At 74.2% G+C, this 26,031-nt stretch carries 22 protein-coding genes; 11 read left to right on the plus strand and 11 right to left on the minus strand.

Annotated features, from left to right (window positions below; genetic code table 11):
* Positions 1–64 precede the first annotated feature (64 nt).
* The 6 genes from ACQP0T_RS08620 to ACQP0T_RS08645 all read left to right on the plus strand — a co-directional run bounded on the left by ACQP0T_RS08620 (position 65) and on the right by ACQP0T_RS08645 (position 8,653).
* Positions 65–2,074: an APC family permease gene (locus ACQP0T_RS08620; RefSeq protein ID WP_433872082.1), complete on the plus strand. Its 2,010-nt coding sequence runs from the start codon at positions 65–67 to the stop codon at positions 2,072–2,074.
* Positions 2,071–3,306 (plus strand): class I SAM-dependent RNA methyltransferase, encoded by a 1,236-nt coding sequence (locus ACQP0T_RS08625; RefSeq protein ID WP_433872083.1) that lies wholly within the window; start codon positions 2,071–2,073, stop codon positions 3,304–3,306. Before ACQP0T_RS08620 ends, ACQP0T_RS08625 begins: the two co-directional genes overlap by 4 nt.
* The gene (locus ACQP0T_RS08630) at positions 3,306–4,391 is read left to right on the plus strand and encodes a hypothetical protein (protein ID WP_433872084.1); all 1,086 of its coding nucleotides are present in this window, start codon (positions 3,306–3,308) and stop codon (positions 4,389–4,391) included. Before ACQP0T_RS08625 ends, ACQP0T_RS08630 begins: the two co-directional genes overlap by 1 nt.
* A gap of 325 nt (positions 4,392–4,716) precedes the next feature.
* Complete coding sequence (gene dxs, locus ACQP0T_RS08635; protein ID WP_433872085.1) at positions 4,717–6,657, plus strand: 1-deoxy-D-xylulose-5-phosphate synthase; 1,941 nt, start codon at positions 4,717–4,719, stop codon at positions 6,655–6,657.
* An 80-nt stretch (positions 6,658–6,737) separates the two neighbouring features.
* Positions 6,738–7,409 (plus strand): response regulator transcription factor, encoded by a 672-nt coding sequence (locus ACQP0T_RS08640; RefSeq protein ID WP_433872086.1) that lies wholly within the window; start codon positions 6,738–6,740, stop codon positions 7,407–7,409.
* 104 nt (positions 7,410–7,513) lie between these two features.
* Entirely contained in the window at positions 7,514–8,653 is a 1,140-nt protein-coding gene (locus tag ACQP0T_RS08645) for a sensor histidine kinase (RefSeq protein WP_433872087.1), read from the plus strand.
* Positions 8,654–8,777: 124 nt separating this feature from the next.
* Here the strand turns inward: ACQP0T_RS08645 and ACQP0T_RS08650 are convergent, their stop codons facing one another.
* The 5 genes from ACQP0T_RS08650 to ACQP0T_RS08670 form a co-directional block, all read right to left on the minus strand.
* Positions 8,778–10,877, minus strand: a complete 2,100-nt coding sequence (locus tag ACQP0T_RS08650) for a 3-hydroxyacyl-CoA dehydrogenase NAD-binding domain-containing protein (RefSeq protein WP_433872088.1) — start codon at positions 10,875–10,877, stop codon at positions 8,778–8,780.
* On the minus strand, positions 10,874–12,115 hold the full coding sequence (locus tag ACQP0T_RS08655; RefSeq protein WP_433872089.1) for a thiolase family protein: 1,242 nt from the start codon (positions 12,113–12,115) through the stop codon (positions 10,874–10,876). Before ACQP0T_RS08655 ends, ACQP0T_RS08650 begins: the two co-directional genes overlap by 4 nt.
* 157 nt (positions 12,116–12,272) lie before the next feature.
* Positions 12,273–13,517 (minus strand): HRDC domain-containing protein, encoded by a 1,245-nt coding sequence (locus ACQP0T_RS08660; protein ID WP_433872090.1) that lies wholly within the window; start codon positions 13,515–13,517, stop codon positions 12,273–12,275.
* A gap of 119 nt (positions 13,518–13,636) precedes the next feature.
* Positions 13,637–14,353 carry a response regulator transcription factor gene (locus ACQP0T_RS08665; protein WP_345367850.1) on the minus strand — a complete coding sequence of 239 codons (717 nt, stop codon included), beginning with the start codon at positions 14,351–14,353 and terminating at the stop codon, positions 13,637–13,639.
* Between the two features lie 473 nt (positions 14,354–14,826).
* A complete protein-coding gene (locus ACQP0T_RS08670) occupies positions 14,827–15,405 on the minus strand; it encodes a DUF3000 domain-containing protein (protein WP_345367851.1) in 579 nt (192 codons plus the stop codon).
* A 173-nt stretch (positions 15,406–15,578) separates the two neighbouring features.
* On the opposite strand from ACQP0T_RS08670, the gene hemE reads away from it, so the two are divergent.
* From hemE to hemQ, 3 genes are read left to right on the plus strand one after another with little or no spacing between them, the layout of a single operon-like run.
* Positions 15,579–16,658 carry a uroporphyrinogen decarboxylase gene (hemE, locus tag ACQP0T_RS08675; RefSeq protein WP_433872092.1) on the plus strand — a complete coding sequence of 360 codons (1,080 nt, stop codon included), beginning with the start codon at positions 15,579–15,581 and terminating at the stop codon, positions 16,656–16,658.
* A complete protein-coding gene (gene hemG / locus ACQP0T_RS08680; protein WP_433872093.1) occupies positions 16,658–18,070 on the plus strand; it encodes a protoporphyrinogen oxidase in 1,413 nt (470 codons plus the stop codon). The genes hemE and hemG overlap by 1 nt, the downstream gene beginning before the upstream one ends.
* Before the next feature lie 26 nt (positions 18,071–18,096).
* On the plus strand, positions 18,097–18,792 hold the full coding sequence (hemQ, locus tag ACQP0T_RS08685; RefSeq protein ID WP_345367854.1) for a hydrogen peroxide-dependent heme synthase: 696 nt from the start codon (positions 18,097–18,099) through the stop codon (positions 18,790–18,792).
* Positions 18,793–18,880: 88 nt separating this feature from the next.
* On the opposite strand, the gene msrB is transcribed toward hemQ, so the two are convergent.
* Both msrB and ACQP0T_RS08695 read right to left on the minus strand, forming a co-directional pair.
* On the minus strand, positions 18,881–19,303 hold the full coding sequence (msrB, locus tag ACQP0T_RS08690) for a peptide-methionine (R)-S-oxide reductase MsrB (RefSeq protein ID WP_345367855.1): 423 nt from the start codon (positions 19,301–19,303) through the stop codon (positions 18,881–18,883).
* Positions 19,304–19,374: 71 nt separating this feature from the next.
* Complete coding sequence (locus ACQP0T_RS08695) at positions 19,375–20,628, minus strand: MFS transporter (RefSeq protein ID WP_433872094.1); 1,254 nt, start codon at positions 20,626–20,628, stop codon at positions 19,375–19,377.
* Between the two features lie 254 nt (positions 20,629–20,882).
* On the opposite strand from ACQP0T_RS08695, the gene ACQP0T_RS08700 reads away from it, so the two are divergent.
* A complete protein-coding gene (locus tag ACQP0T_RS08700) occupies positions 20,883–21,155 on the plus strand; it encodes a hypothetical protein (protein WP_433872096.1) in 273 nt (90 codons plus the stop codon).
* A 111-nt stretch (positions 21,156–21,266) separates the two neighbouring features.
* Here the strand turns inward: ACQP0T_RS08700 and ACQP0T_RS08705 are convergent, their stop codons facing one another.
* The 3 genes from ACQP0T_RS08705 to ACQP0T_RS08715 form a co-directional block, all read right to left on the minus strand.
* Positions 21,267–21,545 carry a hypothetical protein gene (locus ACQP0T_RS08705; protein ID WP_345367858.1) on the minus strand — a complete coding sequence of 93 codons (279 nt, stop codon included), beginning with the start codon at positions 21,543–21,545 and terminating at the stop codon, positions 21,267–21,269.
* A gap of 45 nt (positions 21,546–21,590) precedes the next feature.
* Positions 21,591–22,142: an AAA family ATPase gene (locus ACQP0T_RS08710; protein WP_433872098.1), complete on the minus strand. Its 552-nt coding sequence runs from the start codon at positions 22,140–22,142 to the stop codon at positions 21,591–21,593.
* Positions 22,143–22,481: 339 nt separating this feature from the next.
* On the minus strand, positions 22,482–24,020 hold the full coding sequence (locus ACQP0T_RS08715; protein ID WP_433872099.1) for an alpha/beta hydrolase: 1,539 nt from the start codon (positions 24,018–24,020) through the stop codon (positions 22,482–22,484).
* Positions 24,021–24,270: 250 nt separating this feature from the next.
* On the opposite strand from ACQP0T_RS08715, the gene ACQP0T_RS08720 reads away from it, so the two are divergent.
* Positions 24,271–25,098, plus strand: coding sequence for an EamA family transporter (locus ACQP0T_RS08720; protein WP_433873638.1), 828 nt, complete (start codon positions 24,271–24,273; stop codon positions 25,096–25,098).
* Positions 25,099–25,124: 26 nt separating this feature from the next.
* Here ACQP0T_RS08720 and ACQP0T_RS08725 read toward each other — a convergent pair whose 3' ends face one another.
* Positions 25,125–26,012: a 2-dehydropantoate 2-reductase gene (locus ACQP0T_RS08725; RefSeq protein WP_433872101.1), complete on the minus strand. Its 888-nt coding sequence runs from the start codon at positions 26,010–26,012 to the stop codon at positions 25,125–25,127.
* Positions 26,013–26,031: the final 19 nt, after the last annotated feature.

The raw sequence follows: 26,031 nt of genomic DNA on the forward strand, positions 1-26,031 counted from the left end.
CCTGAGAGCGATTCGGACTCCTGCGCACGACGTCGCCCCGGAGGTTGCCCTTACGCTCTGTGCCGTGTCCAAGCTCGCAACCGCGGCGAAGCGCTTGATCGTCGGGCGGCCGTTCCGCAGCGATCGGCTGGCGCAGACGCTGCTGCCGAAGCGGATCGCGCTGCCCGTGTTCGCGTCGGACCCGATGTCCAGCGTGGCCTACGCGCCGGAGGAGATCCTCCTGGTGCTGTCCGCGGCCGGGCTGTCGGCCTACGCGATCAGCCCGTGGATCGGCCTGGTGGTCGCCGTGGTGATGATCGCGGTGGTCGCCTCGTACCGGCAGAACGTCCGCGCCTACCCCTCCGGGGGCGGGGACTACGAGGTGGTGACGGTCAACCACGGCCGCCGCTGGGGCCTGGTGGCCGCGAGCGCGCTGCTGGTCGACTACGTGCTGACGGTGGCGGTGTCGATCTCCTCGGCGGCGGCCCACATCGGCTCGGCCATCCCGTTCGTGGCCACCCACAAGGTCCTGTTCGCGGTCGGTGCCATCGTGCTGCTCACCGCGGTCAACCTGCGCGGCGTCCGGGAGTCCGGGTCGTGGTTCGCGATCCCGACCTACGCGTTCGTGGTCGGGGTGCTCGGCATGATCCTGTGGGGGCTGTTCCAGGCCGTCGTGCTGGACCGCCCGCTGCGGGCGGAGAGCGCGGACTTCCAGCTCGTGCAGGAGGAGACGCAGGTGGCCGGGGTCGCCTTCGCGTTCCTGGTGCTGCGCGCGTTCTCCTCCGGCAGCGCCGCGCTGACCGGCGTGGAGTCGATCAGCAACGGCGTGCCCGCGTTCCGCAAGCCGAAGTCCCGCAACGCCGCGACCACGCTGGCCCTGATGGGCGGAATCGCGATCACCATGTTCCTCGGCCTGCTCGCGCTGGCCCGGATCACCGGCGTGGTGGTCGCCGAGGACCCCGCGCACCAGCTCCTCGGCGCGCCGCCCGGCTACGAGCAGAAGACCTTGGTGGCGCAGCTCGCCAACGCGGTGTTCGCCGGGTTCCCGCCGGGCGTGTGGTACCTGATCTTCTTCACCGGCCTGATCCTGATCCTGGCCGCCAACACCGCCTTCAACGGGTTCCCGGTGCTCGGCTCGATCCTGGCCCAGGACCGCTTCCTGCCGCGCCAGCTCCACACCCGGGGCGACCGGCTGGCGTTCTCCAACGGCATCGTGTTCCTCGCGGTGTGCGCGAGCGTCCTGGTGATCGCCTTCGACGCCGAGGTCACCCGGCTGATCCAGCTCTACATCGTCGGGGTGTTCCTGTCGTTCGTGCTCAGCCAGAGCGGCATGATCCGGCACTGGCACCGGCTGCTGCGCACCGAGCAGGACCCGGCCGCCCGCGCCCGGATGCGCCGCGCCCAGACGATCAACGGCTTCGGCCTGGTGATGACCGCGATCGTGCTGCTGATCGTGCTGATCACCAAGTTCACCCACGGGGCCTGGATCGCGATCGCCGCGATGGCGACCGCCTACGGGGTGATGACCGGCATCCGGCGGCACTACGACCGGGTGGCCGAGGAGCTGCGCGAATCCGAGGCCGACGCGGTCCTGCCCTCCCGCAACCACGCGCTGGTGCTGGTGTCCAAGCTGCACCTGCCGACGATGCGCGCGGTCGCCTACGCCCGGGCCACCAAGCCGGACTCGTTGGAGGCGATCACGGTCAACGTGGACGACCAGGACACCCGCGCGCTGGTCTCGGCGTGGGACAAGGAGAATCTCCCGGTGTCGCTGAAGGTGCTGGAGTCGCCGTACCGGGAGATCACCCGGCCGGTGCTGGAGTACGTGAAGCGGATCCGCCGGGACAGCCCCCGCGACGTGGTGACGGTGTTCATCCCGGAGTACGTCGTCGGGCGCTGGTGGGAGCAGATCCTGCACAACCAGAGCGCGTTGCGCCTCAAGAGCAGGTTGCTGTTCCAGCCGGGCGTCATGGTGACGAGCGTGCCCTGGCAGCTCGTGTCCTCGGAGCGGTTGCGGCGGCGCAAGCCGATCGTGCCGCCCGGTTCGACGCGGCGCGGCCTGGGGTCGAACGGGAAGGACAAGGAACGGCGTTGACCGAGAAGCCGGATTGGACCGGTAGGCGGCTGGAGGTCGAGATCGGCCCGGTCGCCCACGGCGGGCACTGCGTGGCCCGGTACGAAGGGCGGGTGGTGTTCGTCCGCCACGCGCTGCCCGGCGAGGTGGTCGTCGTCGAGGTCACCGAGGACGGCGGTGGCGGGTTCTGCCGGGCCGACGCCGTCGAGGTGCGCACCCCGGCCCCCGGCCGGGTGACGCCGCCGTGCCCGCTGGCGGACATGGCGCGCGGCAAGGACCGCTGCGGGGGCTGCGACTGGCAGCACGCCGATCCGGCGACCCAGCGCGAGCTCAAGGCTGCGGTGGTGGCGGAGCAGTTGCAGCGGATCGCGGGGATCGAGCGGTCCGTCGAGGTCGAGGAACTGCCCGGCGGGCCGCTGCGCTGGCGCACCCGCGCGCGGCTGGCGGTGGACCGGCGGGGTCGACCGGGTTTCCGGGCGCACCGCAGCCACCGGGTGATCCCGGCGGAGGACTGCCCGATCACCGTCGCCGACGCGGTGCCCGAGGTCGCCGACCGCAACTGGCGGCCCGGTGCCGAGCTGGCGCTGGCCGCCGACGCCGAGGGGGAGCTGCACGTCACCGCGATCGACCACAAGCCGCAGCGCCGCCGGGGCCGCCCGGTGGCCCGCCAGGTGCGCGGTGGGGGCGTGGCCCGCGAGGTCGCCGCCGGGCGGCCGTTCGAGGTCTCGGGGCAGGGCTTCTGGCAGGTCCACGTGCGGGCGCCGGAGACCTTCACCGAGGTGGTCTCGGCGATGGCCGCGGTGCCGCGGGGCGCGGTCGCCTGGGACCTCTACGGCGGCGTCGGGCTGTTCACCGCACCGCTGGCCGAGCAGGCCGGACCGGCCGGATCGGCGCTGCTGGTCGAATCGTCGCAGCGGGCCGTGGAGGACGCGGTCGGCAACCTGCGCGACCTGCCGCAGGTGTCGTTCCGCGCCGGGTCCGTCGAGGAGGTGCTCGACGACGGCTCGCTGGACGACCCGGACGTGGTGGTGCTCGACCCGCCGCGCAAGGGCGCCGGTCGCCGGGTCGTCGCCGGGATCACCGAACGGCGGCCGAGCCGGATCGTCCACGTGGCCTGCGACCCGGCCGCGCTGGCGCGCGACCTCGGGCTCTACCGGGAGGGCGGGTACCGGTTGGCGCAGCTGCGGGCCTTCGACGCCTTCCCGATGACCCACCACGTCGAGTGCATCGCGCTGCTGGAACCCGACGAGTGATGGCCGAGCCGCGTCCCGCCGCCGAAGGCCCGCCCGCCGAGCCGGTCCCGCCGCCGGAGCGGCCCGCGCCTGGCGCGGTGCGCCACCGGCGCGCGGTGGCGCACCCGCTGGCGCTGCTGGGCGTCGTCGCGCTGCCCGGCCTGGTGCTGTGGGCGGGCGGGGTCACCGGTGCGCGGCTGGGCCTCGGGATGGGCTGGCTCGCGGTCGCCGCGCTGATCTGGACCGCCGACCTGCGCGCTCCGCGGCGATGGCCGGGGTGGGCGCTGCTCGCGGCGGTGGCCGCGGCGATCGCGACCGCGCATCCCGCGGCGCTGCCCGGGCTGGTGCTCGGCCCGGTGGTCACCGGCCTGGCGGCGCGGCGGCTCACCCGGCCGCTCGGCCCCGATCTGGCCGAGCGGGACCACGAGGTGCCGGTCCCGCTGCGCTCCGCGGGGACGCTGCTGATCGGCCGGGACCGCGCGGTGCTCACCCGGCGGCGCGGTCACCTCCGGCAGGCGCTGCCGCTGGCCGAGCTGCGGTTGGCCCAACCCGGGCGGCTCGCGGAACCGGAGCGGTGGCCGCTGCCCGGCGGTGCCGTGCTCGACCTGCCCGCCGGACCCGCGGTGCGGCTCGTCGCGGCCGGGCAGCAGTGGGTGCTGCCGGTCGACGAGCCCGGCCTGGTGGCCGATGTCGTCCGGCGCCGCCACACCGCCGCCTGGCCGCTGCGCACCGGACCCACCGACGCCGCGGGCTGGCAGCGGCTGCGTGCCTGGGCGGTGCGGCACGGCACGTTCACCTGGCACGGCCGGACGGCGCGGGCGCTGCCCGGCTGGCGGCTGTGGGCCGGGGCGTTCCTGGCGCTGGTCGGTTCGCTGCTGCTGGTCAGCGCGGTGGAACGGCCGGTCCACGCCTCGGTGTGGGTGGTCGGGGTGGTGGCGCCGCTGCTCGGCGCCGCGCTCGCGGTGGACTGGTGGCGGGTGCGCAGGCGGCTGGACTCGGCCGACCGGCATCCGCTGCCGCCGGACGCCGCGCCGTGGGGCGAGCAGCGCCCGGACCGCGCCCCGGTGTCGAGCTGGCGCCCGTGGGCGGTCCGCACCGCACGATGAGGTGACCTGGCGCACAGCGGCGGGTCGCGCGCGGTAGTGCCGGGGACCGCCGAACGGCGGAATGGGGCCGCTGGTGGATGTGCTGCCGGTGAGCGCACGGAGCAATAGACCGTACGGCTGATCTTGGCGCGGCGTGTGTTCCCCCGGCGGAGTGGATTTCGACTACAGGGCCGCCTTCCCCTGTCGCCTCCCGACGGCTCCGTAGACTGGGTGCGGTCTGCGTCGCGCGGGGGGCTCACGACGGCCACCGCGCACAGCGGAGGACCGCGGAGCCGACGCGAGACACGCGAGAGAACCGTCCGGCGAAGACAAGCGAGGTGGAGCGGTGACGCTGCTGGGAACCGTGCAGAGTCCGGCCGACGTCAAACGCCTGGGGCACGGAGAGCTGGCGGAGCTGGCCGCCGAGATCAGATCGTTCCTGATCGAGAAGGTCTCCCAGACCGGTGGTCACCTGGGGCCGAACCTGGGGGCGGTGGAGCTCACCCTGGCGTTGCACCGGGTGTTCGACTCGCCCCGGGACGCGGTGGTCTTCGACACCGGCCACCAGGCGTACGTGCACAAGATCCTGACCGGCAGGCAGGAGGGCTTCGACCGGCTGCGCAAGCGCGATGGGTTGTCCGGCTACCCGTCGCGGCAGGAGAGCGAGCACGACGTGGTGGAGAACAGCCACGCCTCCACGGCGCTGTCCTACGCCGACGGGCTGGCGCGCTCCTTCCAGATCAGCGGCACCCCGCGGCACGCGGTGGCGGTCGTCGGCGACGGCGCGCTCACCGGCGGGATGTGCTGGGAGGCGCTGAACAACATCGCCGCGGACCAGGAGCGCCCGGTCGTCATCGTGGTCAACGACAACGGCCGCTCGTACTCGCCGACGATCGGCGGGCTCGCCGAGCACCTCGCGGCGCTGCGCCTGAACCCGAGCTACGAGAAGGCGCTGCAGAGCGGTCGCCGCACCCTGCGCAACCTGCCGGTGGTCGGCCGTTCGCTCTACACCGGCCTGCACGCGGCCAAGAGCGGCATCAAGGACGCGATCAGCCCGCAGGTGATGTTCTCCGACCTGGGCATCAAGTACCTCGGTCCGGTGGACGGTCACGACCTGCGCGCGGTGGAGCACGCGCTGTCGATGGCCAAGTCCTTCGGCGGACCGGTGATCGTGCACGCCGTCACCCGCAAGGGCAACGGTTTCGCCCCCGCGGAGAACGACCAGGCCGAGCAGATGCACCAGGTGAAGGTGATCAACCCGGAGACCGGGATGCCCACCAAGCCGGCGCCGCGGAGCTGGACCGACGTGTACTCCGAGGAGCTGGTGCGGATCGGCGGTGAGCGGGAGGACGTCGTCGCCATCACCGCCGCGATGCTCGGGCCGACCGGGCTGAGCAAGTTCGCCGCCGCCTACCCGGAGCGCTGCGTGGACGTCGGCATCGCCGAGCAGCACGCCATGACCTCGGCCGCCGGGCTGGCGATGGGCGGGATGCACCCGGTGTTCGCGGTGTACTCGACCTTCCTGAACCGGGCGTTCGACCAGTTGCTGATGGACGTGGCGCTGCACCGCCAGCCCGTCACCATCACCCTGGACCGCTCCGGCATCACCGGCGACGACGGCGCCAGCCACAACGGCATGTGGGACCTGTCGATCCTGGGCCTGATCCCCGGCATCCGGGTCGCCGCCCCGCGCGACGCGATCACCTTGCGGGAGGAGCTGCGGGAGGCGGTCGCGGTCGACGACGGCCCCACGGTGCTGCGCTTCCCCAAGGGCTCGGTCGTCGACGAGGTGCCCGCCCTGGAGCGCACCGGGTCCGTCGACGTGCTGCGCCGACCGGACGCGGGCGTGACCGAGGACGTGCTGCTGGTCGCGGTGGGGGCCTTCGCCGGGCTCGGGCTGGCGACCGCCGACCGGCTCGCCGCCCAGGGCATCGGCGTCACCGTGGTCGACCCGCGCTGGGTCGCGCCGGTGCCCGCCGAAGTGGTGGAGCTGGCGTCCCGGCACCAGCTCGTCGTCACGCTGGAGGACAGCGGGAGGCACGGTGGCTTCGGCTGGGCGACGGCCGCCGCGCTGCGCGATGCGGGCGTCGACGTGCCGCTGCGGGACCTCGCCGTGCCGAACCGCTTCCTGATGCACGCATCCCGCGACGAGGTGCTCGCCGAGCTGGGGCTGACCGACCAGGACATCGCGCGGCAGGTCACCGAGTGGGTGGTGGACCGCGGCGGCGCCGAGGACCCGGTCCGGTTGGCCGCGGGCGAGCAGGCCCCGGGGTCGGCGCGCAGCTGATCCGCGCCCGGGGCGGGCGCGTCGGCGCGCCCGCCCCCGAGCAGCCGTGGTGCCGTGATCGGCTGTGGCAGGGTGGGCCCGTGCGCATCCTGGTTGTCGAGGACGAGCGGCCGCTGGCCGATGCGATCGCCCGCGGGCTGCGGCGCGACGGGATGGCCGTCGACATCGCCTACGACGGCGAGAGCGGTCAGGAGAAGACGACGATCACCCGGTACGACGTCGTGGTGCTGGACCGCGATCTGCCCGGCCTGTCCGGGGACGCGCTGTGCCGGGAGATCGCCGGGTCCGCCGAGCTGACCCGGGTCCTCATGCTGACGGCCAGCGCCGCGGTGGAGGACCGCGTCGCCGGGCTGTCGCTGGGCGCCGACGACTACCTCGGCAAGCCCTTCGCCTTCCCCGAGCTGGTGGCCCGCATCCGCGCCCTGGGTCGGCGCGCCACGCCCGCGCAGCCCCCGCTGCTCACCGCGCGCGAGCTGCGCCTGGACCCCGCGCGCCGCACCGTGCACCGCGGTGGTGCCGAGGTGGAGCTGACCCGCAAGGAGCTCGGCGTGCTGGAAGTGCTGCTGTCCGCGGGGGGCGCGGTGGTGAGCTCGGAGGAGCTGCTGGAGCGGGTGTGGGACGAGAACGCCGACCCGTTCACCACCACCGTCCGGGTCACCGTGATGACGTTGCGCAAGAAGCTGGGGGAGCCGGGCGTGATCGAGACCGTGGTGGGCTCCGGGTACCGGGTGCCCTCGGCCGGTCAGGGCTGAGCGCCCGTCCCGGAGGGCCGCCCCGCGAGGGGGCGGGAATGGACGGAGCAGGCACCGGGACGGCTTCGCCGCGGGTGCGTGCCGCTGTCGGGGAGGAGTGCTGAGTGTCCCGGATCTCCCGGCGCGGCCCCGGGTTGCGGCTGCGGATCACGTTGCTGGCCACCGGCCTGGTCGCGGCGGTCAGCGCGGTGCTGCTGTGGCTGGGCTGGGAGCTGGTGGGCAACGTGGTCGCGGCGGTGCCCCGGCTGCCCGAGGGCAGCGTGGTGCGGGTCCACGGGGTCGACGTGCCCGCGGGCTCGCTGGGCGAGGCGCTGCGCGCCTCGGCCCGGGAGCAGGTGCTGGTCGTCGGCGGGTTCGCGTTCGTCGGGGTGATGCTCGCGGCCGCGCTGCTGGCCTGGACGGTCACCGGGCGGGTGCTGCGCCCGCTGCACGAGGTCACCGATTCCGCCCGGCGCCTGTCGGCGGAGTCGCTGGACGAGCGGATCGCGTTGCGCGGCCCGCGCGACGAGGTCGCCGAGCTCGCCGAGACCTTCGACGCGATGCTGGACCGCTTGCAGGTCGCGTTCGATTCCCAGCGCCGGTTCGTCGCCAACGCCAGCCACGAGCTGCGCACCCCGCTCGCGGTGGTGCGGGCCGAGCTGGACGTCACGCTGTCCGACCCGGACGCCGACGTCGTCGAGCTGCGCCGGATGGCCGACGTGGTCCGGGACGCCACCGCCCGCGCCGAACGGCTGGTGTCCTCGCTGCTGCTGCTGGCCAGGACCGAGGGCGGCGGGTTGAGCTCCGGCGAACCGGTGGACCTGGTCGGGGTGCTGGACCGGGCGCTGCGGGTGGTGGACCCGGAGGTCCGGGACCGGGGGTTGCGCCTCACCCGCGACGCCGATCCCGCGTGGGCGGCGGGCGATCCCGCGCTGCTGGAGCGGGTGGCGGGCAACCTGCTGGAGAACGCGGTGCGGCACAACGTCGACGGCGGCTGGATCGCGGTCCGGACCCGGGAGGCCGGGCGGTGGGCCGTGCTGCGGGTGGCCTCGTCCGGCCCGGAGGTGGCGCCGGAGCAGGTGGAGGCGCTGTTCGAACCGTTCCGGCGGGCGGGGGTGCAGCGCACCGCGCGCACCGGCGCGGGGCTGGGGTTGTCGATCGTGCGGGCGGCGGTGGTGGCCCACGGAGGTGCGGTGCGCGCCGAGCCGGTCCCGGGCGGGGGACTGGCGGTCACCGCGGAGCTGCCCGCCGCCGACCTGCCCTGATCACCGCGGGATCCGATCGGTGCCGTTCAGGAAACAAGTGAGGGACACCTTCATCCGGCTTGCTCGGATGAAGGTGCCCCTCACCTGGAAAGAAGACCACCTGATCGGGTGGTCGGTGTCCAGGTCAGGCCGGGACGGAGGCCACGCCCGGGGCCAGGAACCGCTGGCCGGTCACGCGTTCGGCGACGCCGGAGCGGTCCAGGTACGGCGTGATGCCGCCCAGCCAGAACGGCCAGCCCGCACCCAGGATCATGCACAGGTCGAGGTCCTGGGCCTCGGCGACGACGCCCTCGTCGAGCATCAGCCGGGCCTCCTCGGCCAGCGCGGCCAGGGCGCGGTCGCGGACCTGCTCCTCGGTCGACGGCGCGTCGCCCTGCTGCCACATCGCCGCGACCTCGGGATCCACGACCTGGTTGCCGGACCCGTCGTCGATCCACACCGCGGCCTTGCCCGCGTCGACGAAGCGCTGCAGGTTCTCGCTGATCCCGAAGCGCTCCGGGTAGGCGGCGTGCATGGTGCCGTTGACGTGCTGGGCCACGGCCGGGCCGACGAGCTGCAGGAGCACCAGCGGGCTCATCGGCAGCCCGAGCGGGGTCAGCGCCCGGTCGGCCACGTCGAACGGCGTGCCCTCGTCGATCGCGGCGATGATCTCGCCCATGAACCTCGTCAGCAGCCGGTTCACCACGAAGGCGGGGGCGTCGGAGACCAGCACGCAGGACTTCTTGAGCTGCTTGCCGACCTTGAACGCGGTGGCCAGCGCCGCGTCGTCGGTGCGCTCGCCGCGCACCACCTCCAGCAGCGGCAGCACCGCGACCGGGTTGAAGAAGTGGAAGCCCACCACCCGCTCGGGGTGGTCGAGCTTCGCGGCCATCTCGCCGATCGACAGCGAGGAGGTGTTGGTGGCCAGCACGGTCTCCGGGGAGACGTGCTGCTCCAGCTCGCCGAAGACCTGCTGCTTGACCGACATCTCCTCGAACACGGCCTCGATGACGAAGTCCGCGTCGGCGAAGGCCGACTTGTCCAGCGAGCCGGTGACCAGCGCCTTGAGCCGGTTCACCGCGTCCGGGGAGAGCCGGCCCTTGGCGGCCAGCTTGTCGATCTCGCCGTGGATGTAGGCCACGCCCTGGTCGATCCGGTCCTGGTCGACGTCGGTGATGACCACCGGCACCTGCAGCCGCCGGACGAACAGCAGCGCGAGCTGACCGGCCATCAGCCCGGCGCCGACGACGCCCACCTTGCCGACCTCGCGGGCCAGCGACTTGTCCGGCGCGCCCGCGGGGCGCTTGGCGCGCTTCTGCACGAGGTCGAAGGAGTAGAGACCGGCGCGCAGTTCGTCGGTCATCAGCGCGTCGGCCAGCGCCTCGGTCTCGGCCGCGTAGCCGGTGTCGAGATCGGCGGTCTCGGCCAGCTCGATGAGCTCCACCGCCTTGGTCACGGCGGGGGAGGCGCTCTGGGTGCGGGCGGCCACGATGCCGGACGCCCGCCGGACCGCGTCGGCCCACGCCGCACCGCGTTCGACCTCGGGGCGCTGCACCTGCTGCTCACCACCGGCCACGCGCACCGCCCAGCGCACCGACTCCTCCAGGAAGTCGGCGCTGTCCAGCAGCTCGTCGAAGATGCCGAGCCCGTGCGCCTTGACCGGGTCGAGCGTCCGGTTCTGGCTCAGCGCGTTCTCGATGATCACGGTGACCGCGGCGTCCGCGCCGATCAGGTTCGGCAGGAGCTGGGTGCCGCCCCAGCCCGGGAACAGCCCGAGGTAGCACTCCGGGAACGCGATCGCGCCCGCCGACTTCGACGCGGTGCGGTAGTGGCAGGACAGCGCCAGTTCCAGGCCGCCGCCCATCGCCGCGCCGTTGACGAAGGCGAAGGTCGGGATCGTCGCCTCGGTCAGCCGCCGGAACACGTCGTGCCCGGTGCGGGCGATCGTCAGCGCGTCCTCCCGGCGGGTGATGCGCCCGATGCCGGACAGGTCGGCGCCGACGGCGAAGACGAACGGCTTGCCGGTGACCGCGATGGCGGCGGGCTCGGCGGCGAACGCCTCGTCGAGCGCGGCGTCCAGGCTGGCCAGCCCCGCGGGGCCGAAGGTGGACGGCCGGGTGTGGTCGTGCCCGTTGTCCAGGGTGATCAGCGCGAGCTTGCCCGGCAGGCCGGGTGCGTCGACCAGGCGGGTGTGGGCCCGGGTGACGACCTCGTCGGGGAACAGCGCGGTGACGTCGTCGCTCACTTGTCGCCTCCAGCCTGGTGGTGGGGGTTCTCCCAGATGACGGTCCCGCCCATGCCGAAACCGATGCACATGGTCGTGATGCCGTAGCGGACCTCGGGGTGCTCGGCGAAGTGCCGGGAGAGCTGGGTCATCAGCCGCACGCCGGAGGAGGCCAGCGGGTGACCGCAGGCGATGGCGCCGCCCCACGGGTTGACCCGCGGGTCGTCGTCGGCGATGCCGAAGTGGTCCAGGAAGGCCAGCACCTGCACCGCGAAGGCCTCGTTGATCTCGAACAGGCCGATGTCGTCGATGGACAGCCCGGCGCGCTGCAGCGCCTTCTCGGTGGCCGGCACCGGGCCGACGCCCATCACCTCCGGCTCGACGCCGGCGAAGGAGTAGCCGACCAGGCGCATCCCGACCGGCAGCCCGAGCTGCTCGGCGGTCTCGCCGTCGGCGAGCAGGCAGCCGGTGGCGCCGTCGTTGAGCCCGGCGGCGTTGCCCGGGGTGACCCGGCCGTGCGGGCGGAACGGCGTCTTGAGGCCGGACAGGGCCTCGGCGGTGGTGCCGGGGCGCGGCGGCTCGTCGGCGGTGGCCAGGCCCCAGCCCTGCTCGGAGCGGGTGGCGACGGGCACCAGGTCGGGGGCGATCCGCCCGGCCCGGAACGCCTCGTCGTAGCGGTGCTGGCTCAGCGCGGCGTAGGCGTCGGTGCGGTCCTTGGTCAGGTGCGGGAACCGGTCGTGCAGGTTCTCCGCGGTGGAGCCCATGACCAGCGAGGACGGGTCGACCAGCCGGTCGGAGACGAACCGCGGGTTGGGGTCCACGCCCTCGCCCATCGGGTGCCTGCCCATGTGCTCCACGCCGCCGGCGATGGCCACGTCGTAGGCGCCGAAGCCGATCCCGCTGGAGACGGTGGTCACCGCGGTCATCGCGCCTGCGCACATCCGGTCGATGGCGAAGCCGGGGACCGACTTCGGCAGGCCCGCGAGCAGGGCGGCGCTGCGGCCGATGGTCAGGCCCTGGTCGCCGGTCTGAGTGGTGGCGGCGATGGCGACCTCGTCGATCCGCTCCGGCGGCAGCTCGGGGTGCCGCCGCAGCAGCTCCCGGATGACCTTGACGACCATGTCGTCGGCGCGGGTGTCGGCGTACTGGCCCTTGGACCCGGCCTTGCCGAACGGCGTGCGTACGCCGTCGACGAAGACCACGTCCCGGACCGCGGTGCGGCTGCGGCTGTCGGCGGCTGCCGACGCAGGTGCGGCCACGGCGTGCTCCTCACTCGGGTGGTGGATGTGCGACGGCCGGAGCTGTGGTGCTACCGACCGGTAACCGCAACTCTAGCGCTCATTACCAGTCGGTAACCACGGAGCCCGGGATGTCGGCTCGATCACACCACCGCCGCGGCGAGCGGGCCCGCCGGGGTCAGCCCGCCGACGTCCGCAACGCCTCGCCGAGCGCTTCGGCGGTGAGCCCGATCTGCCACTCGCGGGCGCCCTTGTCCCGCAGCACCGCCGCGACGCTGCCCGCATCCCGGTCCTCGGGCGGCGACCAGCAGGTCCGCCGCACCAGGTCCGGCAGCAGCAGGTTCTCGGTGGGCAGCGAGTGGCGTTCGGCGATCTCGGCCAGCGCCGCCCGCGCGGCCGAGAGCCGGGCCGCGGCATCGGGATCGCGATCGGCCCAGCGGTTGGCCGGCGGTGGGCCGTCGTGCGGCGCCGACGCGGCGGGCAGCTCGTCGTTGTCCAGCCGCCGCGCCGCGCGCAACGCCTGCAACCACATCGAGGCGCGGCGCCGCTGCTGCTTGCCGCCGAAGACCGGCAGCGCGGTCAGCTCGCCCTCCGTCTTGGGGCCGGTCTGCGCGGCTTGCACGATCGCGGAATCCGGCAGCACCCGGCCGGGGGCGATGTCCCGCTCCCGGGCGAAGTCGTCCCGGGTCTGCCACAGCGACCGCACGGCGGCGAGCTGCCGCGGGCTGCGCACCCGGTGGATGCCGGAGGTGCGCCGCCAGGGCTCCGAGCGCGGACCGGGCGGCTCGGCGGTGCGGACCGCCTCGAACTCCTCCACGGCCCATTCCAGCTTGCCCTGCCGCTCCAGCTCGTCGCGCATCGCGGAGCGCAGATCGGTGAGCAGTTCGACGTCGAGGGCGGCGTAGACCAGCCACTCCTCGGGCAGCGGACGGCGGGACCAGTCCGCCGCGCTGTGGCCTTTCTCCAACTGGTAGCCGAGCACCCGTTCCACCAGGGCGCCCAACGAGACGCGCTCGAACCCGGCCAGCCGCCCGGCGAGCTCGGTGTCGAACAGCGCACTCGGGCGCAGGTCCAGTTCCGCCAGGCAGGGCAGGTCCTGCGAGGCGGCGTGCAGCACCCACTCGGCGTCGGCCAGCGCGGGGATCAGCGGATCGAGCCCGCCGTCGATGGCGACGGGGTCGACCAGCACGGTCCCGGCGCCCTCCCTGCGCAGTTGCACGAGGTAGGCGCGTTGCGAGTAGCGGTAGCCGGAGGCCCGCTCGGTGTCGACCGCCACCGGACCCCGGCCGCCGGCGAGCGCCGCGGCGGCCGCGCTCAGGGCGGCGGGGGTGTCGACCACCGGCGGCACCCCGTCGGCGGGCTCGGTCAGCAGCACCGGCTCCGGGCGATCGGACCCGACGGACTCGGGACGAACAGATTCCACGGGTACCAGACCTTACGTGTTCGGGTCCGGGCCGTGTGGTGGTCCGCCCGAGCTCATCGGGTCCGACCGCGCCGGAGCGGGTGCGCCGCCGAGATCGGTGCTCGAAGAGCCCGTCCGGATCAGCGGATCACGCCGGCACGCATGGCCAGCGCGACCATCTGGGCTCGATCACCGGTTCCCAGCTTGCGACCGATCCGCGACAGGTGGGACTTCACCGTGAGCGCGGACAGGTTCAGCGCCTCGCCGATCTCCTTGTTCGATCGGCCGTCGGCCACCAGCTGGAGGACCTCGACCTCGCGGGCGGACAGTTCCCTCGGCGTGTTGTCGGTCCCCGGCACCCTGGTGCCCGCTGCGAGCACCGGAGCGACGCTGGGATCGGCGTACACGCCGCCGTCGAGCACTCTGCGCACCCCGTCGGTGACCACCATCGGCGAGGCCGACTTCAGCAGGTACGCCTGCGCACCTGCCTGGAAGGCGGCCCGGACCGCGTAGGGGTCGTCGGACGAGGCGAGCACCACGATCCGCGGCCAGCCCTGGCTCCGGAGCTCCGTCACCAGTTCGATGCCGGTTCCGTCGGGCAGCCCGAGATCGAGGATCGCGAGGTCGCACGGACCGGTGGCCAGGGCACGTGCCCTGGCCTCGGCCATCGATGCGGCCTCGTGCACCGTGCCGGCGCCCATCTGCAGCAACCGGGCGGCGATGGCCTCCCGGAGCAGCGGATGGTCGTCCACCACGAGCACCGTGAACAGTTCTTCCCGCGGGTGCGGGACCATGTTGGCCGGCAGTGCACCGGCCGGCGTGGTACGAGCGGCCTGACCTAAGCCGACGGCAGCCACGTCACTACCTCCCTGGAGTCGGTCGTGCCCCCCGACCGGCACCGGGACTCTCGACCAATCAGCCGCGCCACTGATCGACCGAAAGTGGTGTCGTCGGAGGCAGCGTAACCGCCCAAGCGGGTCAGCGGGACGATCAATCGGGTATGTATCCCGATCGAGTTGTCACTCCGGCATGAGTGCATCGCTCATTCGGGTGACTCTCCGCGATCTGCGTAACGGCTGAGCGTTGCAATCCGACGTAACCTGAATGCGCACGGTGAAGAGCTTGCGCGGGCAAGCGGATCCCGCTCGCGCTCAGCTCTTCCCGAACGGGAACGGGCTCGGCGTGTCGCCACCTGGCGTGTCCGGTCGTCGCTCTGCGTGACCGAGCTGCGCGCCCGCCGCTCGTGCTCCGGGGCCGCCCGACCGGTCCGCCGCGAGGCTCCCCCGCGCCGGGAGCCGTCCCGCGGTCGGTTCCCCGCCCGGGCCGCTGCTCAGTCGCGCCGGGACGGTTCCGCCGCCCGCGGGCCGAACACCGCGACGCCCTCCGGCGGCAGGCCCGCCGCGCTGGACATCAGGTCGTGGAACGCCGCGGCGTGCAGGTCCAGGTGCACGTCGGTGGCCGTCCACGAGCCGCGCAGCTCGAGGTCGTGGGTGCGGCTGGGGCCGGCGATGTCGCCGAAGCGGGCCGAGGACGTCTGCGTCACCGTGCCGCCCAGCGCCGTGTGCGCGGCACCGGAGCCCTCCAGCGCGTCGGTCAGCCAGGACCAGCCCACGGCGGGCAGCAGCGGGTCCGACGCCACCTCGGGGTCGAGTTCGGCCCGCAGGTACACCACCAGCCGCAGCACGCCGTCCCACGCCTGCTGTCCCTCCGGGTCGTGCAGCACCACCAACCGCGCGGTGGCGAGCTCGCCGGAGGGGCCGTTCGCCTCGGCCGCGAGCGCGTAGGACCACGGCGCCAGCCGCTTGGGCGCTCCGACCGCGGTCACCTCGATCTCCGCGCGCGGGCGGGACGACGTCAGCGCGACGACCGCCTTCCGGAAGAGCTCGGGCGCCGCCGACATCTCCGTCACGGGGCGGAACTGTAGGCGCCCGCCGGGAGCCGGTGTCGGAGGCGCGCCGGGAGAGCAACCCGGCGGACCACGGCGCCGCCGGGTGCGTGCGAAGATTGCCCGGCACAGGCCGTCGCCCCGTCGCCGACCCGGCCGCGGCAGGACCCCTCCAGACGTACGGACACGACATCCCCATGACGCATTCCGCTCCGGTCTCGGCCCGCCGGGACCTCGCCGACGCCCCGCTGCTCGTCGCCGCCCGGGGAGGCCGGCCCACGCGCACCCCGGTCTGGTTCATGCGGCAGGCCGGCCGGTCGCTGCCCGAGTACCGGCAGGTCCGCGAGGGCGTTCCCATGCTGCAGGCCTGCCTCACCCCGGAGCTGGTCCGCGAGATCACCGCGCAGCCGGTCCGGCGGCACGGGGTGGATGCCGCCATCCTGTTCAGCGACATCGTGCTGCCGCTCTACGCCGCGGGCGTCGGACTGGACATCGTCGCGGGCACCGGCCCGGTCGTCGCCGATCCGGTGCGCACCGCCGCCGACGTCGAGCGGCTGCCGTCGCTGGACCCGGAGCAGGTCGCCCCGGTGGCCGAGGCGGTGCGGCTGCTGCTGGACGAGCTGGACCGGACTCCGCTGATCGGTTTCGCCGGCGCCCCGTTCACCCTGGCGTCCTACCTGGTGGAGGGCGGCCCGAGCCGCAACCACGAGCGCACCAAGGCGCTGATGCACTCCGAGCCCCGGACGTGGCACGCGCTGCTGGAGAAGCTGGCCGACACGACGCTGACCTTCCTGCGCGCCCAGCTCGCCGCCGGGGTGGACGCGATCCAGCTCTTCGACTCCTGGGCCGGGGCGCTGTCGCTGCGCGACTACCAGGAGTTCGTCCTCCCGCACAGCCGGCGGATCTTCGCCGGGGTCGCCGAGGTCGCCGACGTGCCGAAGATCCACTTCGGGGTGGGCACCGGGGAGCTGCTCGGCTCGATGCGGCAGGCCGGTGCCGACGTGGTCGGCGTCGACTGGCGCATCCCGCTGGACACCGCGGTCCGCAGGCTCGAGGGCGCGATGCCGGACGCGCCGCCGCCGGTGGTGCAGGGCAACCTCGACCCGGCCCTGCTGTTCGCCGGGTGGGACGCGATCGAGGCCGAGGTGCGGCGGATCGTCGCCGAGGGCCGCGCCGCCGGGGGCCACATCGTCAACCTCGGCCACGGCGTGCTCCCGACCACGGACCCGGAGGTGCTGACCCGGGTCGTCGAGCTCGTGCACTCGCTGGAGGGCTGATGCCTCGGGTGGCCGTCGTCGGGGGCGGGATCAGCGGGCTGACCGCCGCCCACCGGTTGCGCCGGGAACTGGGCGACTCGGCCGAGATCGTCGTGCACGAGCAGGCCGACCGGCTCGGCGGCAAGCTGCGCACGGCGCGACTCGCCGGGCGCCCGTTCGACTTGGGCGCCGAGGCGTTCCTGGCGCGGCGGCCGGAGGTGCTCCGGCTCGCCGAGGAGCTGGGCCTGGCCGACGAGGTGGTCCACCCGAGCGGTGCGTCCTCGCGGATCCGCGCGGGCGGCGGCACCCACCGGATGCCCGGCGGCACCGTGATGGGCGTGCCCTCGGACGTGGCTCAGGTGCGCGGGCTGCTCTCGCCCGCCGGGGTCCGGGCGGTCGAGGCCGAAGCCGGGCTGCCGCCGCTGGACCTGGGCGGTGCCGACGTCGCGGTCGGCGCGCTGCTGCGCGAGCGGGTCGGCGCCGAGGTGGTGGACCGGCTCGTCGAACCGCTGCTCGGCGGCGTCTACGCGGGCAGCGCAGACTCGTTGGGCCTGCGGGCGACCATTCCCGCGCTGGCCGCCGCGCTGGACGCCGGGGCGGGGTCGATCGGCACCGCCGCGACCGCCGCGCTGCCGCCGCCCGCTCCCGCCGGAGCGGCCAAGCCCCCGGTGTTCGGCGCGTTGCGCACCGGCTACACCGCGCTGCTCGACCGGCTGCGCACCGCCTCGGCCGCGCGGATCCGGACCGGGGCACCGGTGCGCGCCCTGCACCGCCGCGACGCGGGTTGGCGGCTGGAGATCGGCGCCGCGCCCGATCCGGAGTTCGCCGACGCCGACGCGGTGGTGCTCGCGGTGCCCGCGCCGTCGGCCCGGCGGCTGCTCGCCGACGTCGCCCCGGAGGCCGCCGACCGGTTCGGGGCGGTGGAGCTGGCCTCGATGATCGTCGTCGGACTCGCGCTGCCGCCCGACGCGTTGCCGCTGGACTCCTCCGGGGTGCTGATCGCGCGCGGCGAGCGGCACGCCGACGGCACCCCGTTCACCGCCAAGGCCTTCACCTTCTCCAGCGCCAAGTGGCCCGAACTGCGCGGTGCGGGCGGCGAGCTGCTGGTGCGCGGTTCGGTGGGCCGGTTCGGCGAGGCGGAGTCGCTGCGGCTGTCCGACCAGGAGGTGCTGCGCCGGGTCCGCGCCGACCTCGCCGAGCTCACCGGGGTCGACGTCGAGCCGCGGGACAGCGCGGTGGTGCGCTGGGGCGGTGGGTTGCCGCAGTACGGTCCGGGCCACCTGGACCTGGTCGCCGACGTGGAGCGGGCCGTCGCGGCGGTGCCCCGGCTGGCGGTGGCCGGCGCGGCGCTGCACGGGGTCGGCGTACCGGCGTGCATCGCCACCGGTGAAGCCGCCGCGACCAGGATCACGGCGGACCTGGTGGGCGGCTGATCCGCCGGCGGTGGGACGATGGGCGCATGGCGCGCCTGGACTATGCCGAGCTCAACGACACCATCCGCTACACCATGTGGTCGGTCTTCCGGATCGAGCAGGGGGCCCTGCCCGAGGACCGGGAGAAGGCCGCCGCGCAGACCGCGGAGTACCTCGACTCGCTGGCCGGGTCCGGGGTCGTGGTGCGCGGCGTCTACGACGTGTCGGGGCTGCGTGCCGACGCGGACTTCATGATCTGGTGGCACGCGGAGCGCATCGAGGACGTGCAGGCCGCCTACACCGGGTTCCGCCGCGAGACGGCGCTGGGCCAGGCCTCCGAGCCGGTGTGGAGCAACGTCGCGCTGCACCGCCCGGCCGAGTTCAACAAGAGCCACGTCCCGGCGTTCATGGCGGGCGAGGAGCCGAAGCAGTACCTCTGCGTGTACCCGTTCGTCCGCTCCTACGAGTGGTACCTGCTGCCCGACGACGACCGCAGGAAGATGCTCGCCGACCACGGCAAGGAGGCTCGCGACTACCCGGACGTGCGGGCCAACACGGTCGCCTCCTTCGCGCTCGGCGACTACGAGTGGATCCTGGCCTTCGAGGCCGACGAGCTGCACCGCATCGTCGACCTGATGCGCCACCTGCGCGCCACCGAGGCCCGGCTGCACGTGCGCGAGGAGGTCCCCTTCTACACCGGCCACCGGGTCGACGTGGCGGACCTGATCAACCGCCTCCCCTGACGGACTTTCCCTGGTGCGGGGCACCTTCATCAGACCAAGCCGGATGAAGGTGCCCCGCACCCGCGGAACGTGGTGGTCGTCCGGGCGGTCAGGACTCGGCGGGTTCGAGGCGGACCGCGATGGAGTTGATGCAGTAGCGCTGGTCGGTCGGCGTGCTGAAGCCCTCGCCCTCGAACACGTGGCCGAGGTGGCCGTGGCAGGTCGCGCACAGGACCTCGGTGCGCCGCATCCCCATCGAGTTGTCCGCGCGCAGGATCACCGCGTCGGTGTCGGCCGGGTCGTAGAACGACGGCCACCCGCAGTGCGACTCGAACTTGGTCTCGCTGCGGAACAGCTCGGTCCCGCAGGCGCGGCACGTGTAGACGCCCTGCGTCTTGGTGTCCACGTACTCGCCGGCCCAGGCCGGTTCGGTGGCGGCCTGGCGCAGCACGGCGTACTCGTCCGGGCTGAGCTGTTCCCGCCACTCCTGCTCGGACTTGGTGACCTTGGGGCTCTGTCCGGTGGAATCCATACCTTCACGCTAATAGGTCAGGTCGTCACCCGCTCGTGCCCGGTCGTCGAAGGAGTCGAAGGCCACCGGCGTCAGGTCGGCTCGGGCACCGGTTCCGCCGGGGGCGTAGGCGGGCCGTAGGCGCGCAGCGGGCGGTGCGTGGCGGCCACGGCAGCGACGGCGAGCGCGGCGCTGAGCCCGCCCGCGACGAGCGCGACCGGCGCGGACCACAGCGCGGCGAGCGCACCGCCGCGGAAGTTGCCGAGCTCCGGTCCGGCGAACCCGATGACGTGCTCGACGGACGACACCCGCCCCCGGTGCTCGTCGGGCGTTTCGAGCTGGATCAGCGCGGCGCGGGTGATCACCGAGGTGGTGTCGGCGGCCCCGGCGACCGCCAGGCAGCCGAGGGCGAGCCAGAGCGGGGCGGCGAGGCCGAAACCGGCCAGCGCGAGGCCCCAGACGAAGGCCGCGCCGAGCTGCACCAGCCCGCTGCGGCGATGCCGGGTGATCGCCCCGGAGAGCAGCCCGGCGGCGATGCCGCCCACCGCGACGGCGGAGAAGAACAGCCCGAGGACGCTCGGGTCGCTGCCGTAGCGCAGCTCGTTGATCACCGGGAACAGCGCCATCGGCATGGCCAGCGCGGTCGCGGCGAGATCGGTGGCCAGCGAGCCCCGGATGGCCGGGCGCTGCCAGGTGGTGCGCCAGCCGCCGCGCTGCGGTCGCCGCGGTCCGTCCCCGGTCCCCGGGAGCAGCGCGGGCAGCCGGAACACGGCCGCCAGCGCCACCGCCGCCGATCCCGCCTGCACCGCGTACGCCGCCGGGTAACCCCACCCGGCGAGCACGACGCCGGCGAGCGCGGGACCCACCAGCATCGCCGCCTGGAAGGCGATGTTCTGCAACGCCAGTCCCGCCGCGACCTGGTCGGCCGGGAGCAGCAGCACCGGGAACGTCCGCCGGGCCGGGGCGCCCAACCCGGCGCACGCCGTGTGCACCGCGACCAGCGCGAGCAGCAGCAGGACGTCGCGGTTGCCCCCGAGCGCCTGCGCGGACAGGCCCGCCGCGGCGAGGAGCTGGCCGGTCGTGGTGCACCGGACCAGGGTCGTGCGGTTCACCGCGTCGGCGAGCGACCCGCCGAGCAGTCCGAACAGCATCATCGGCACGCCGGTGGCAAGGCCGATCGCCCCGGTCCACAGCGGACTGCGGGTCAGGTCCCACACCTGCGCCAGGACGGCGACGGTGGCGACCTGGTGGCCGAACGCCCCGAGCGAGGAGCCGATCCACAGCTCGCGGAACGGACGGCTGCGCCGCAGCGGGCGCAGGTCCAGCACCCGGTCGCGCCAGCTCATCGCCGTTCCGGTTGAGGCGGGAATCGCACGCCGATCAGCCACCTCTCGGTCAGGTCGCGGGCCCGGTGAGTGTGCCCGGCACCGGTGGTGGCCTCAACCGGTTTTCGGCGGCCGTGCGATCGGGACCAATCGGTTCCGGTGGGGCTGGCGAATGAACGGGTGGGAGAACGTCGACGATCTCCCACCGCGACCGGGCCGCGGCGCAGCCGGGACGGGCTCGCGGTGCCCACGCAGGACAGGAGAGGAGTTCCGCCATGCGCAAGATCACCGGTGGCATCGCCGCGACCGCGCTGTCCGCACCGCTGGTGCTGGGTGCCACCGGAGTGGCCGCCGCCGACGAGTTCGAGCAGTCCTCGTCCACGGTCGGCCCGGAGGGCGCTTCGACCAGCCACGTCGTGGCCACCGCCGACAGCGACGGCGACGGGCAGGTCTCCTACCAGGAGCACCGGGGCCGGGCCGGGCCGGACGGCGCGGGCAGTTCCAGCACCGAGTCAGCGCCGGTGGTGACGACTCCGACGGCCTGCTAGGCCTGGGCCTGCTCGGCTGACGTCCGGGCCCGGCCGGGGGAAGGGGGCTGAGCACGAGCTGATCCACTACTCGCGAACCGGGACCGCCGTCGTCGGCGGTTGTCCGGTTGCTCAGCCCGCGAACGTGGTGAACATGAAGGCGACCGCGTTCCACACGGTGAACAGGACGCCGAACAGGATCAGCACCACGACGCCCACCGCGACCACCCGGCGGTGGCCGTCGGCGCGGTTGATGCTCTGCGCGAAGTCATCGACCCCGCGCAGCATTCCTTCCACGGTCGCTTCGGAGTGCGGTCGCCGCATCCGGTCCCGGTGCGCGGCGAAGGCCTGCACCTCCGGATCGTCGGGGTCGAGGTCGTCGAGGTCGTCGGTGAAGCCGTCGCGCTCCATCGGGCCACGGTAGCGCCCGCGGCGCCGGCCCCGCCGGTGACCTCGTCACACGACGGCGTCGGTCCAGGCCCGCCGCAGCACCTCGTCGGCGGTCTGCTCGGGGGACTGCCGCGAGGTGTCCAGCCACAGCCCGAGGCGCGGCGTCCGCTGCCGCAGCACCGCGTCCAGCGCCTCGACCTCCCAGCGGTCGTAGGCGGCGCCGCCCCGGGCCGCGTCCCGTTCCGCGACGGCCTCGATCGAGGGAGCCAGCACCACGACCAGCAGCGGGCGGCTGCGCACCGCCCCGACAAGTTCGGCGAGGTGCGCGCCGAGCACCACGTCCTGCGCGACGACGGTGAACCCGGCGTCGAAGTAGGCGTCGGCGGTGCTCGCGGTGAGCCGGTGGCGCAGCCGGAGCTGCTCGATCGCCGCTTCCGGGGGATCGGGCGCCATGTCCACCCGCCCGTTCACGATCATCCGGCGGAAGCCGTCACCCGGCAGGTGCACCGACTTCGGCAGCCGCTGGGCGATCCGCCGCGCGACCGTCGTCTTGCCCGCCGCCTGGACGCCGGTGATCAGCAGGACCGCGCGCCCCTGCGGCGGTATCGGACCGGACATGGTGCTCCTCCGCGCTCGCGGTGGCGCGATCTTCTCACCCGTTCGCCGCGGAGGTGCGGACTTTCCCGGGGAAGCGTCACCGACCGCCACCGATGTGTTCCCGGGTACACCGGTCCGGCCGCCGCCTTTTCGCTCGGGCGGCGGTGTTCGTTCGCCTCGGTGGGCGAGCACCATCGCAACTGCCGGGAACAGGCCACGAGGCGGGAGGCTCGAAAATGGACCGCACTGAAGTCACCCCTGCGCCCCAGCAGGGCGGCTGCAGCTGCTGCGGCAGCTGCACCGGACCGTCCTGCGGCTGCTGCGCGAGCTGCGGCTGACGGTGGCACCGGCCTGCCCGGCTCAGCCCGGGCAGGCCATGCCCTCGGTCGGGACCGCGCCGTCCACCAGGAACCGGGCGACCGCCCGGGTGGCGCACTCGGAGCGGCCCACCGCGCCGTGCCCGGCGCCCTGCCAGCTCAGCGGCACCCCGGTCGGGAGCTGCTCGGCCAGGTGGTCGGTGCCCAGGGCGAGCTGGAGCGGGTCGTGCGCCGTGCTGATCACCGGGATCGGCGGCACGTCCGGACGCCGGGGGGTCGGCAGCGGTTGCTGCGGCACCGGCCATCCCGAGCACCACACCAACCGCTGCGCCGCGACCCCGCCGAACAGCGGGAAGCGCGCCACCCAGTCGGCCGCGATCTCGCTGGTGCGCTGGGGCGGAACCCGCAGCGTCGTGTCGTTGCAGCTCCTGATCAGCTCACCGTCCAGCCACGGCGGATCGGCGCCGTCGGAGGACACCACGGGACGGACCATCGCCTCGATCCCGGCGCCGTCGCCGCCGCGCGCGGCGGCCAGCGCCGCGGCCAGCTCGGGCCAGCGCTCCCGGTCCGACAGGCCCCGCAGCATCGCGCGCACGACGTAACCGCCGGGGAGCCCGGGCGGCGGTGCGGCCAGCAGGTCCGCGACGGCCGCGCGCGGGTCCGGCCCCAGCGGGCAGCCCCTGGTCCGGCAGTCGTCGGCGAACACGTCGAAGGTCCGCTCCGCGCTCTGCGCCTGCGCCTCGTTCTGCCCGATCGCGTCGCGGGTCGGGTCCGGTCCGCCGTCGAGCACCATCCGGCCCACCGAAGCCGGGAACCGCTCGGCGTAGGTGGTCAGCAGCCGCGCGGCCTCGCCCCGGCCGATCGCGTGCAGCTTCGGCACCCGCAGTTCCAGCCGCAGCTCCTCCAGGTCCGCGGCGGTGCGCCAGGTGTCGTAGGCCTGCAACCGCTCGTCCAGTTCGAGCAGGCATTCCTGGCTGGCCACCCGCACCGCGTCCAGCAGCCGGTCCAGCTCCGGGCGTTCGGTGGCGAGCGCGTCGAACCCGGCGATCGCGTCCCGCTGCTGCGGCGGGATGCAGTCGGCCGCGTCGGAGCCGCCGGTGCCGCGCTGGTCCAGCCCGATGACGGTGAAGGTGCTCAGCACCTCCGGCGGCAACCGCAGCGCCGTGCGGGCGGCGAAGGCGGTGCCCGGTTCGCCCCGGGTGTCGCCGACCAGCACCAGCGGGACGCGCCCGGTGCCGGTGCGGATCAGGGCCGTGCGGGCGGTGCCGCCGATCGGGTCCTCGGGGGCGTCCAGCGTGGTCGGCAGCCGGGAGCAGGAGAACGCCGTTCCCGGTGGTAGCGCAGGCACGCCGAGTTCGACGCGGGTCGCCTCGGTGCAGTCCTGCCAGCTCAGCGCGTCCTGCGCGGGCGGGCCGAGCGGCGGCACCGGGGCGGGTTTCGGCGGCTGCGGCGCGGGGGCGATCTGCTGCTCGCCGTCGTGGTAGGCCACGGCGGGGCGCTGCGAAGGCCCCGCGGAGCAGGCCGTCACCACCACCAGCAGCGGCAGCAGCACGGCCACGGCGCGGTGCGGGGAGCGCGGCACGGGTACTCCTGTCTGGCTGCGTGGCCTCGGGCGCGATCAGCATCGCACGGTGGAGGTGAGACCCCGGTGAGGGGCGGGCGCGACGGGTTGAACCGCGCGGCGGGAGCGTTATCGTGCGTGGGCGGAAGTGGGACGACTGTCCCGATCGGTGAGCGAGGGGGAGGCCGTGCAGGTCGCGCAGAGCAGCTCGGAAGCCGGAGCGTGGTCGTCGGGTGGGCCGTCGCACCCGCTGCGCGCGACCGCGCGGGCGATGGGCGCGATCCCGCCGCCGATGCTGGTCCTGGCGGGGGTCGTCAGCCTCCAGGTCGGCGCCGCGTTCGCCAAGCAGCTCTTCCCGGTGGCCGGGGCGTCCGGGGTGGTGGCGCTGCGGCTGGTCTTCGCCGCCGTGATCCTGCTCCTGGTCTGGCGCCCTTCGCTGCGGCTGGACCGCCGGACCTGGGCGGTGGTGGCCGGGTACGGCGCCGTGCTGTCCGGCATGAACATCTGCATCTACCAGGCGTTCGAACGCATTCCGCTGGGCGCGGCCGTCACCATCGAGTTCCTCGGGCCGTTGGCCGTCGCGGTGTTCGGCTCGCGCCGCAAGCTCGACCTGGTGTGGGCCGCGCTGGCCGCCGCGGGGGTGCTGCTGCTGTCCCGGGTCGAGGGCGGGCTCGACCCGGTCGGCGTCGGGTTCGCGCTGGCCGCCGGTGCGATGTGGGCGGCCTACATCCTGATGGGCGCCAAGCTCGGCAGCCGCACCAGCGGTGGGACCGGGCTGGCGCTGGGCATGGCGTTCGGCGCCGTGGTCGCCGCCCCGTTCGGCGTCGCCGAGGCCGGGACCGCGCTGCTGGACCCGACCGTGCTGGTCGCCGGGCTGGTGGTCGCGCTGATGTCGTCGGTGGTGCCGTACTCCCTGGAGCTGGAGGCGCTGCGCCGGATGCCGCCCCGGGTCTTCGGCGTGCTGATGAGCCTGGAGCCGGCGGTGGCGGCGCTGGCCGGGCTGCTGGTGCTCGGCGAGCTGCTCACCGGCTGGCAGTGGGCGGCGGTCTGCTGCGTGGTGCTCGCCTCGATGGGTTCCACCCGCACGACGCCCGGCTGACGGCGGCTGCGCGGGTGGACCGCGGGTCAGGAGGCCGGGCGCAGCGCGCGCAGCAGGGTCAGCAACGTCCGGTTGTACGGCGTGGGGATGCCGTGCTCCCGGCCACCGGCCACCACCGGACCGGTGATGTGGTCGTGCTCGGTGGGCAGTCCGGCGAGCCGGTCGTAGAGCATCGAGGTGCCGCTGTCGGCGGAGAACGTCTTGGTGTAGCCGTCGAGCACCGCCTCGGCGTCCGACCAGCTCAGCGCCGCGCCCTCGGCGTTGGCCACGGCGACGGCCTCGGCGAGCACCCCGGAGGCGAGCTCGCGCACCTCGGGCGAGTCCAGCACGTCGAGGCGGCGCAGGGTCAGCGCGGTGATCGGGTTGGCCGCGATGTTCACCAGCATCTTCCGCCAGGCGGCGGTGCGGAAGTCCTCGGCCTCCTCGATCCGCACCCCCGATCCGGCCAGCAGCGCCGCGAACCGGGCGCCCAGCGCGCCGCCCTCGACGAACATCCGGGCGCCGGAGCGGCGGATCACGTGACCGGGTCGGGTCCGCTCCGCGGCGACGTAGATCAGGGCGGGCAGCAGCGGGCCGCGCAAGCCGAACGCGGCCACCGAACGGCGGTGCTCGACGCCGTTGTGCACCAGCACGATCGGAGCCGAGCCGTCGTCCAGCGCGCGCAGCCACGGCTCGGTCCCCGGCACGTCCTGGACCTTGGTGCTCAGCAGCACCCAGTCCGCGCCGGCGATCTCGTCCGGCGCGGTGGCGATCTCCGCCGGTACCTCCTGGCGGCCTTCCGGGGTGTCCAGCGCGAGCTTCTCGAAGGGCGTGCGCACGCAGGCGGTCACCCGGTGACCGGCCTCGTGCGCGGCGGCGGCCAGGACACCGCCGACGGCGCCCGACCCGATCACGGCGATGTGCTGCGGTTCCACGCCGGTGACCCTACTAGGC

Source organism: Saccharopolyspora sp. CA-218241 (genome assembly GCF_050954615.1).
In the GTDB taxonomy this organism is placed as follows: domain Bacteria; phylum Actinomycetota; class Actinomycetes; order Mycobacteriales; family Pseudonocardiaceae; genus Saccharopolyspora; species Saccharopolyspora cebuensis.

Excerpts from the sequence above, each read along its gene's own strand:
- ACQP0T_RS08630 (WP_433872084.1), top strand. The coding sequence starts at position 3,306 with ATGGCCGAGCCGCGTCCCGCCGCCGAAGGCCCGCCCGCCGAGCCGGTC.
- hemE (WP_433872092.1), top strand. The coding sequence starts at position 15,579 with ATGACGCATTCCGCTCCGGTCTCGGCCCGCCGGGACCTCGCCGACGCC.
- hemG (WP_433872093.1), top strand. The coding sequence starts at position 16,658 with ATGCCTCGGGTGGCCGTCGTCGGGGGCGGGATCAGCGGGCTGACCGCC.
- hemQ (WP_345367854.1), top strand. The coding sequence starts at position 18,097 with ATGGCGCGCCTGGACTATGCCGAGCTCAACGACACCATCCGCTACACC.
- msrB (WP_345367855.1), bottom strand. The coding sequence starts at position 19,303 with ATGGATTCCACCGGACAGAGCCCCAAGGTCACCAAGTCCGAGCAGGAG.
- ACQP0T_RS08695 (WP_433872094.1), bottom strand. The coding sequence starts at position 20,628 with ATGAGCTGGCGCGACCGGGTGCTGGACCTGCGCCCGCTGCGGCGCAGC.
- ACQP0T_RS08700 (WP_433872096.1), top strand. The coding sequence starts at position 20,883 with ATGCGCAAGATCACCGGTGGCATCGCCGCGACCGCGCTGTCCGCACCG.
- ACQP0T_RS08705 (WP_345367858.1), bottom strand. The coding sequence starts at position 21,545 with ATGGAGCGCGACGGCTTCACCGACGACCTCGACGACCTCGACCCCGAC.
- ACQP0T_RS08710 (WP_433872098.1), bottom strand. The coding sequence starts at position 22,142 with ATGTCCGGTCCGATACCGCCGCAGGGGCGCGCGGTCCTGCTGATCACC.
- ACQP0T_RS08720 (WP_433873638.1), top strand. The coding sequence starts at position 24,271 with ATGGGCGCGATCCCGCCGCCGATGCTGGTCCTGGCGGGGGTCGTCAGC.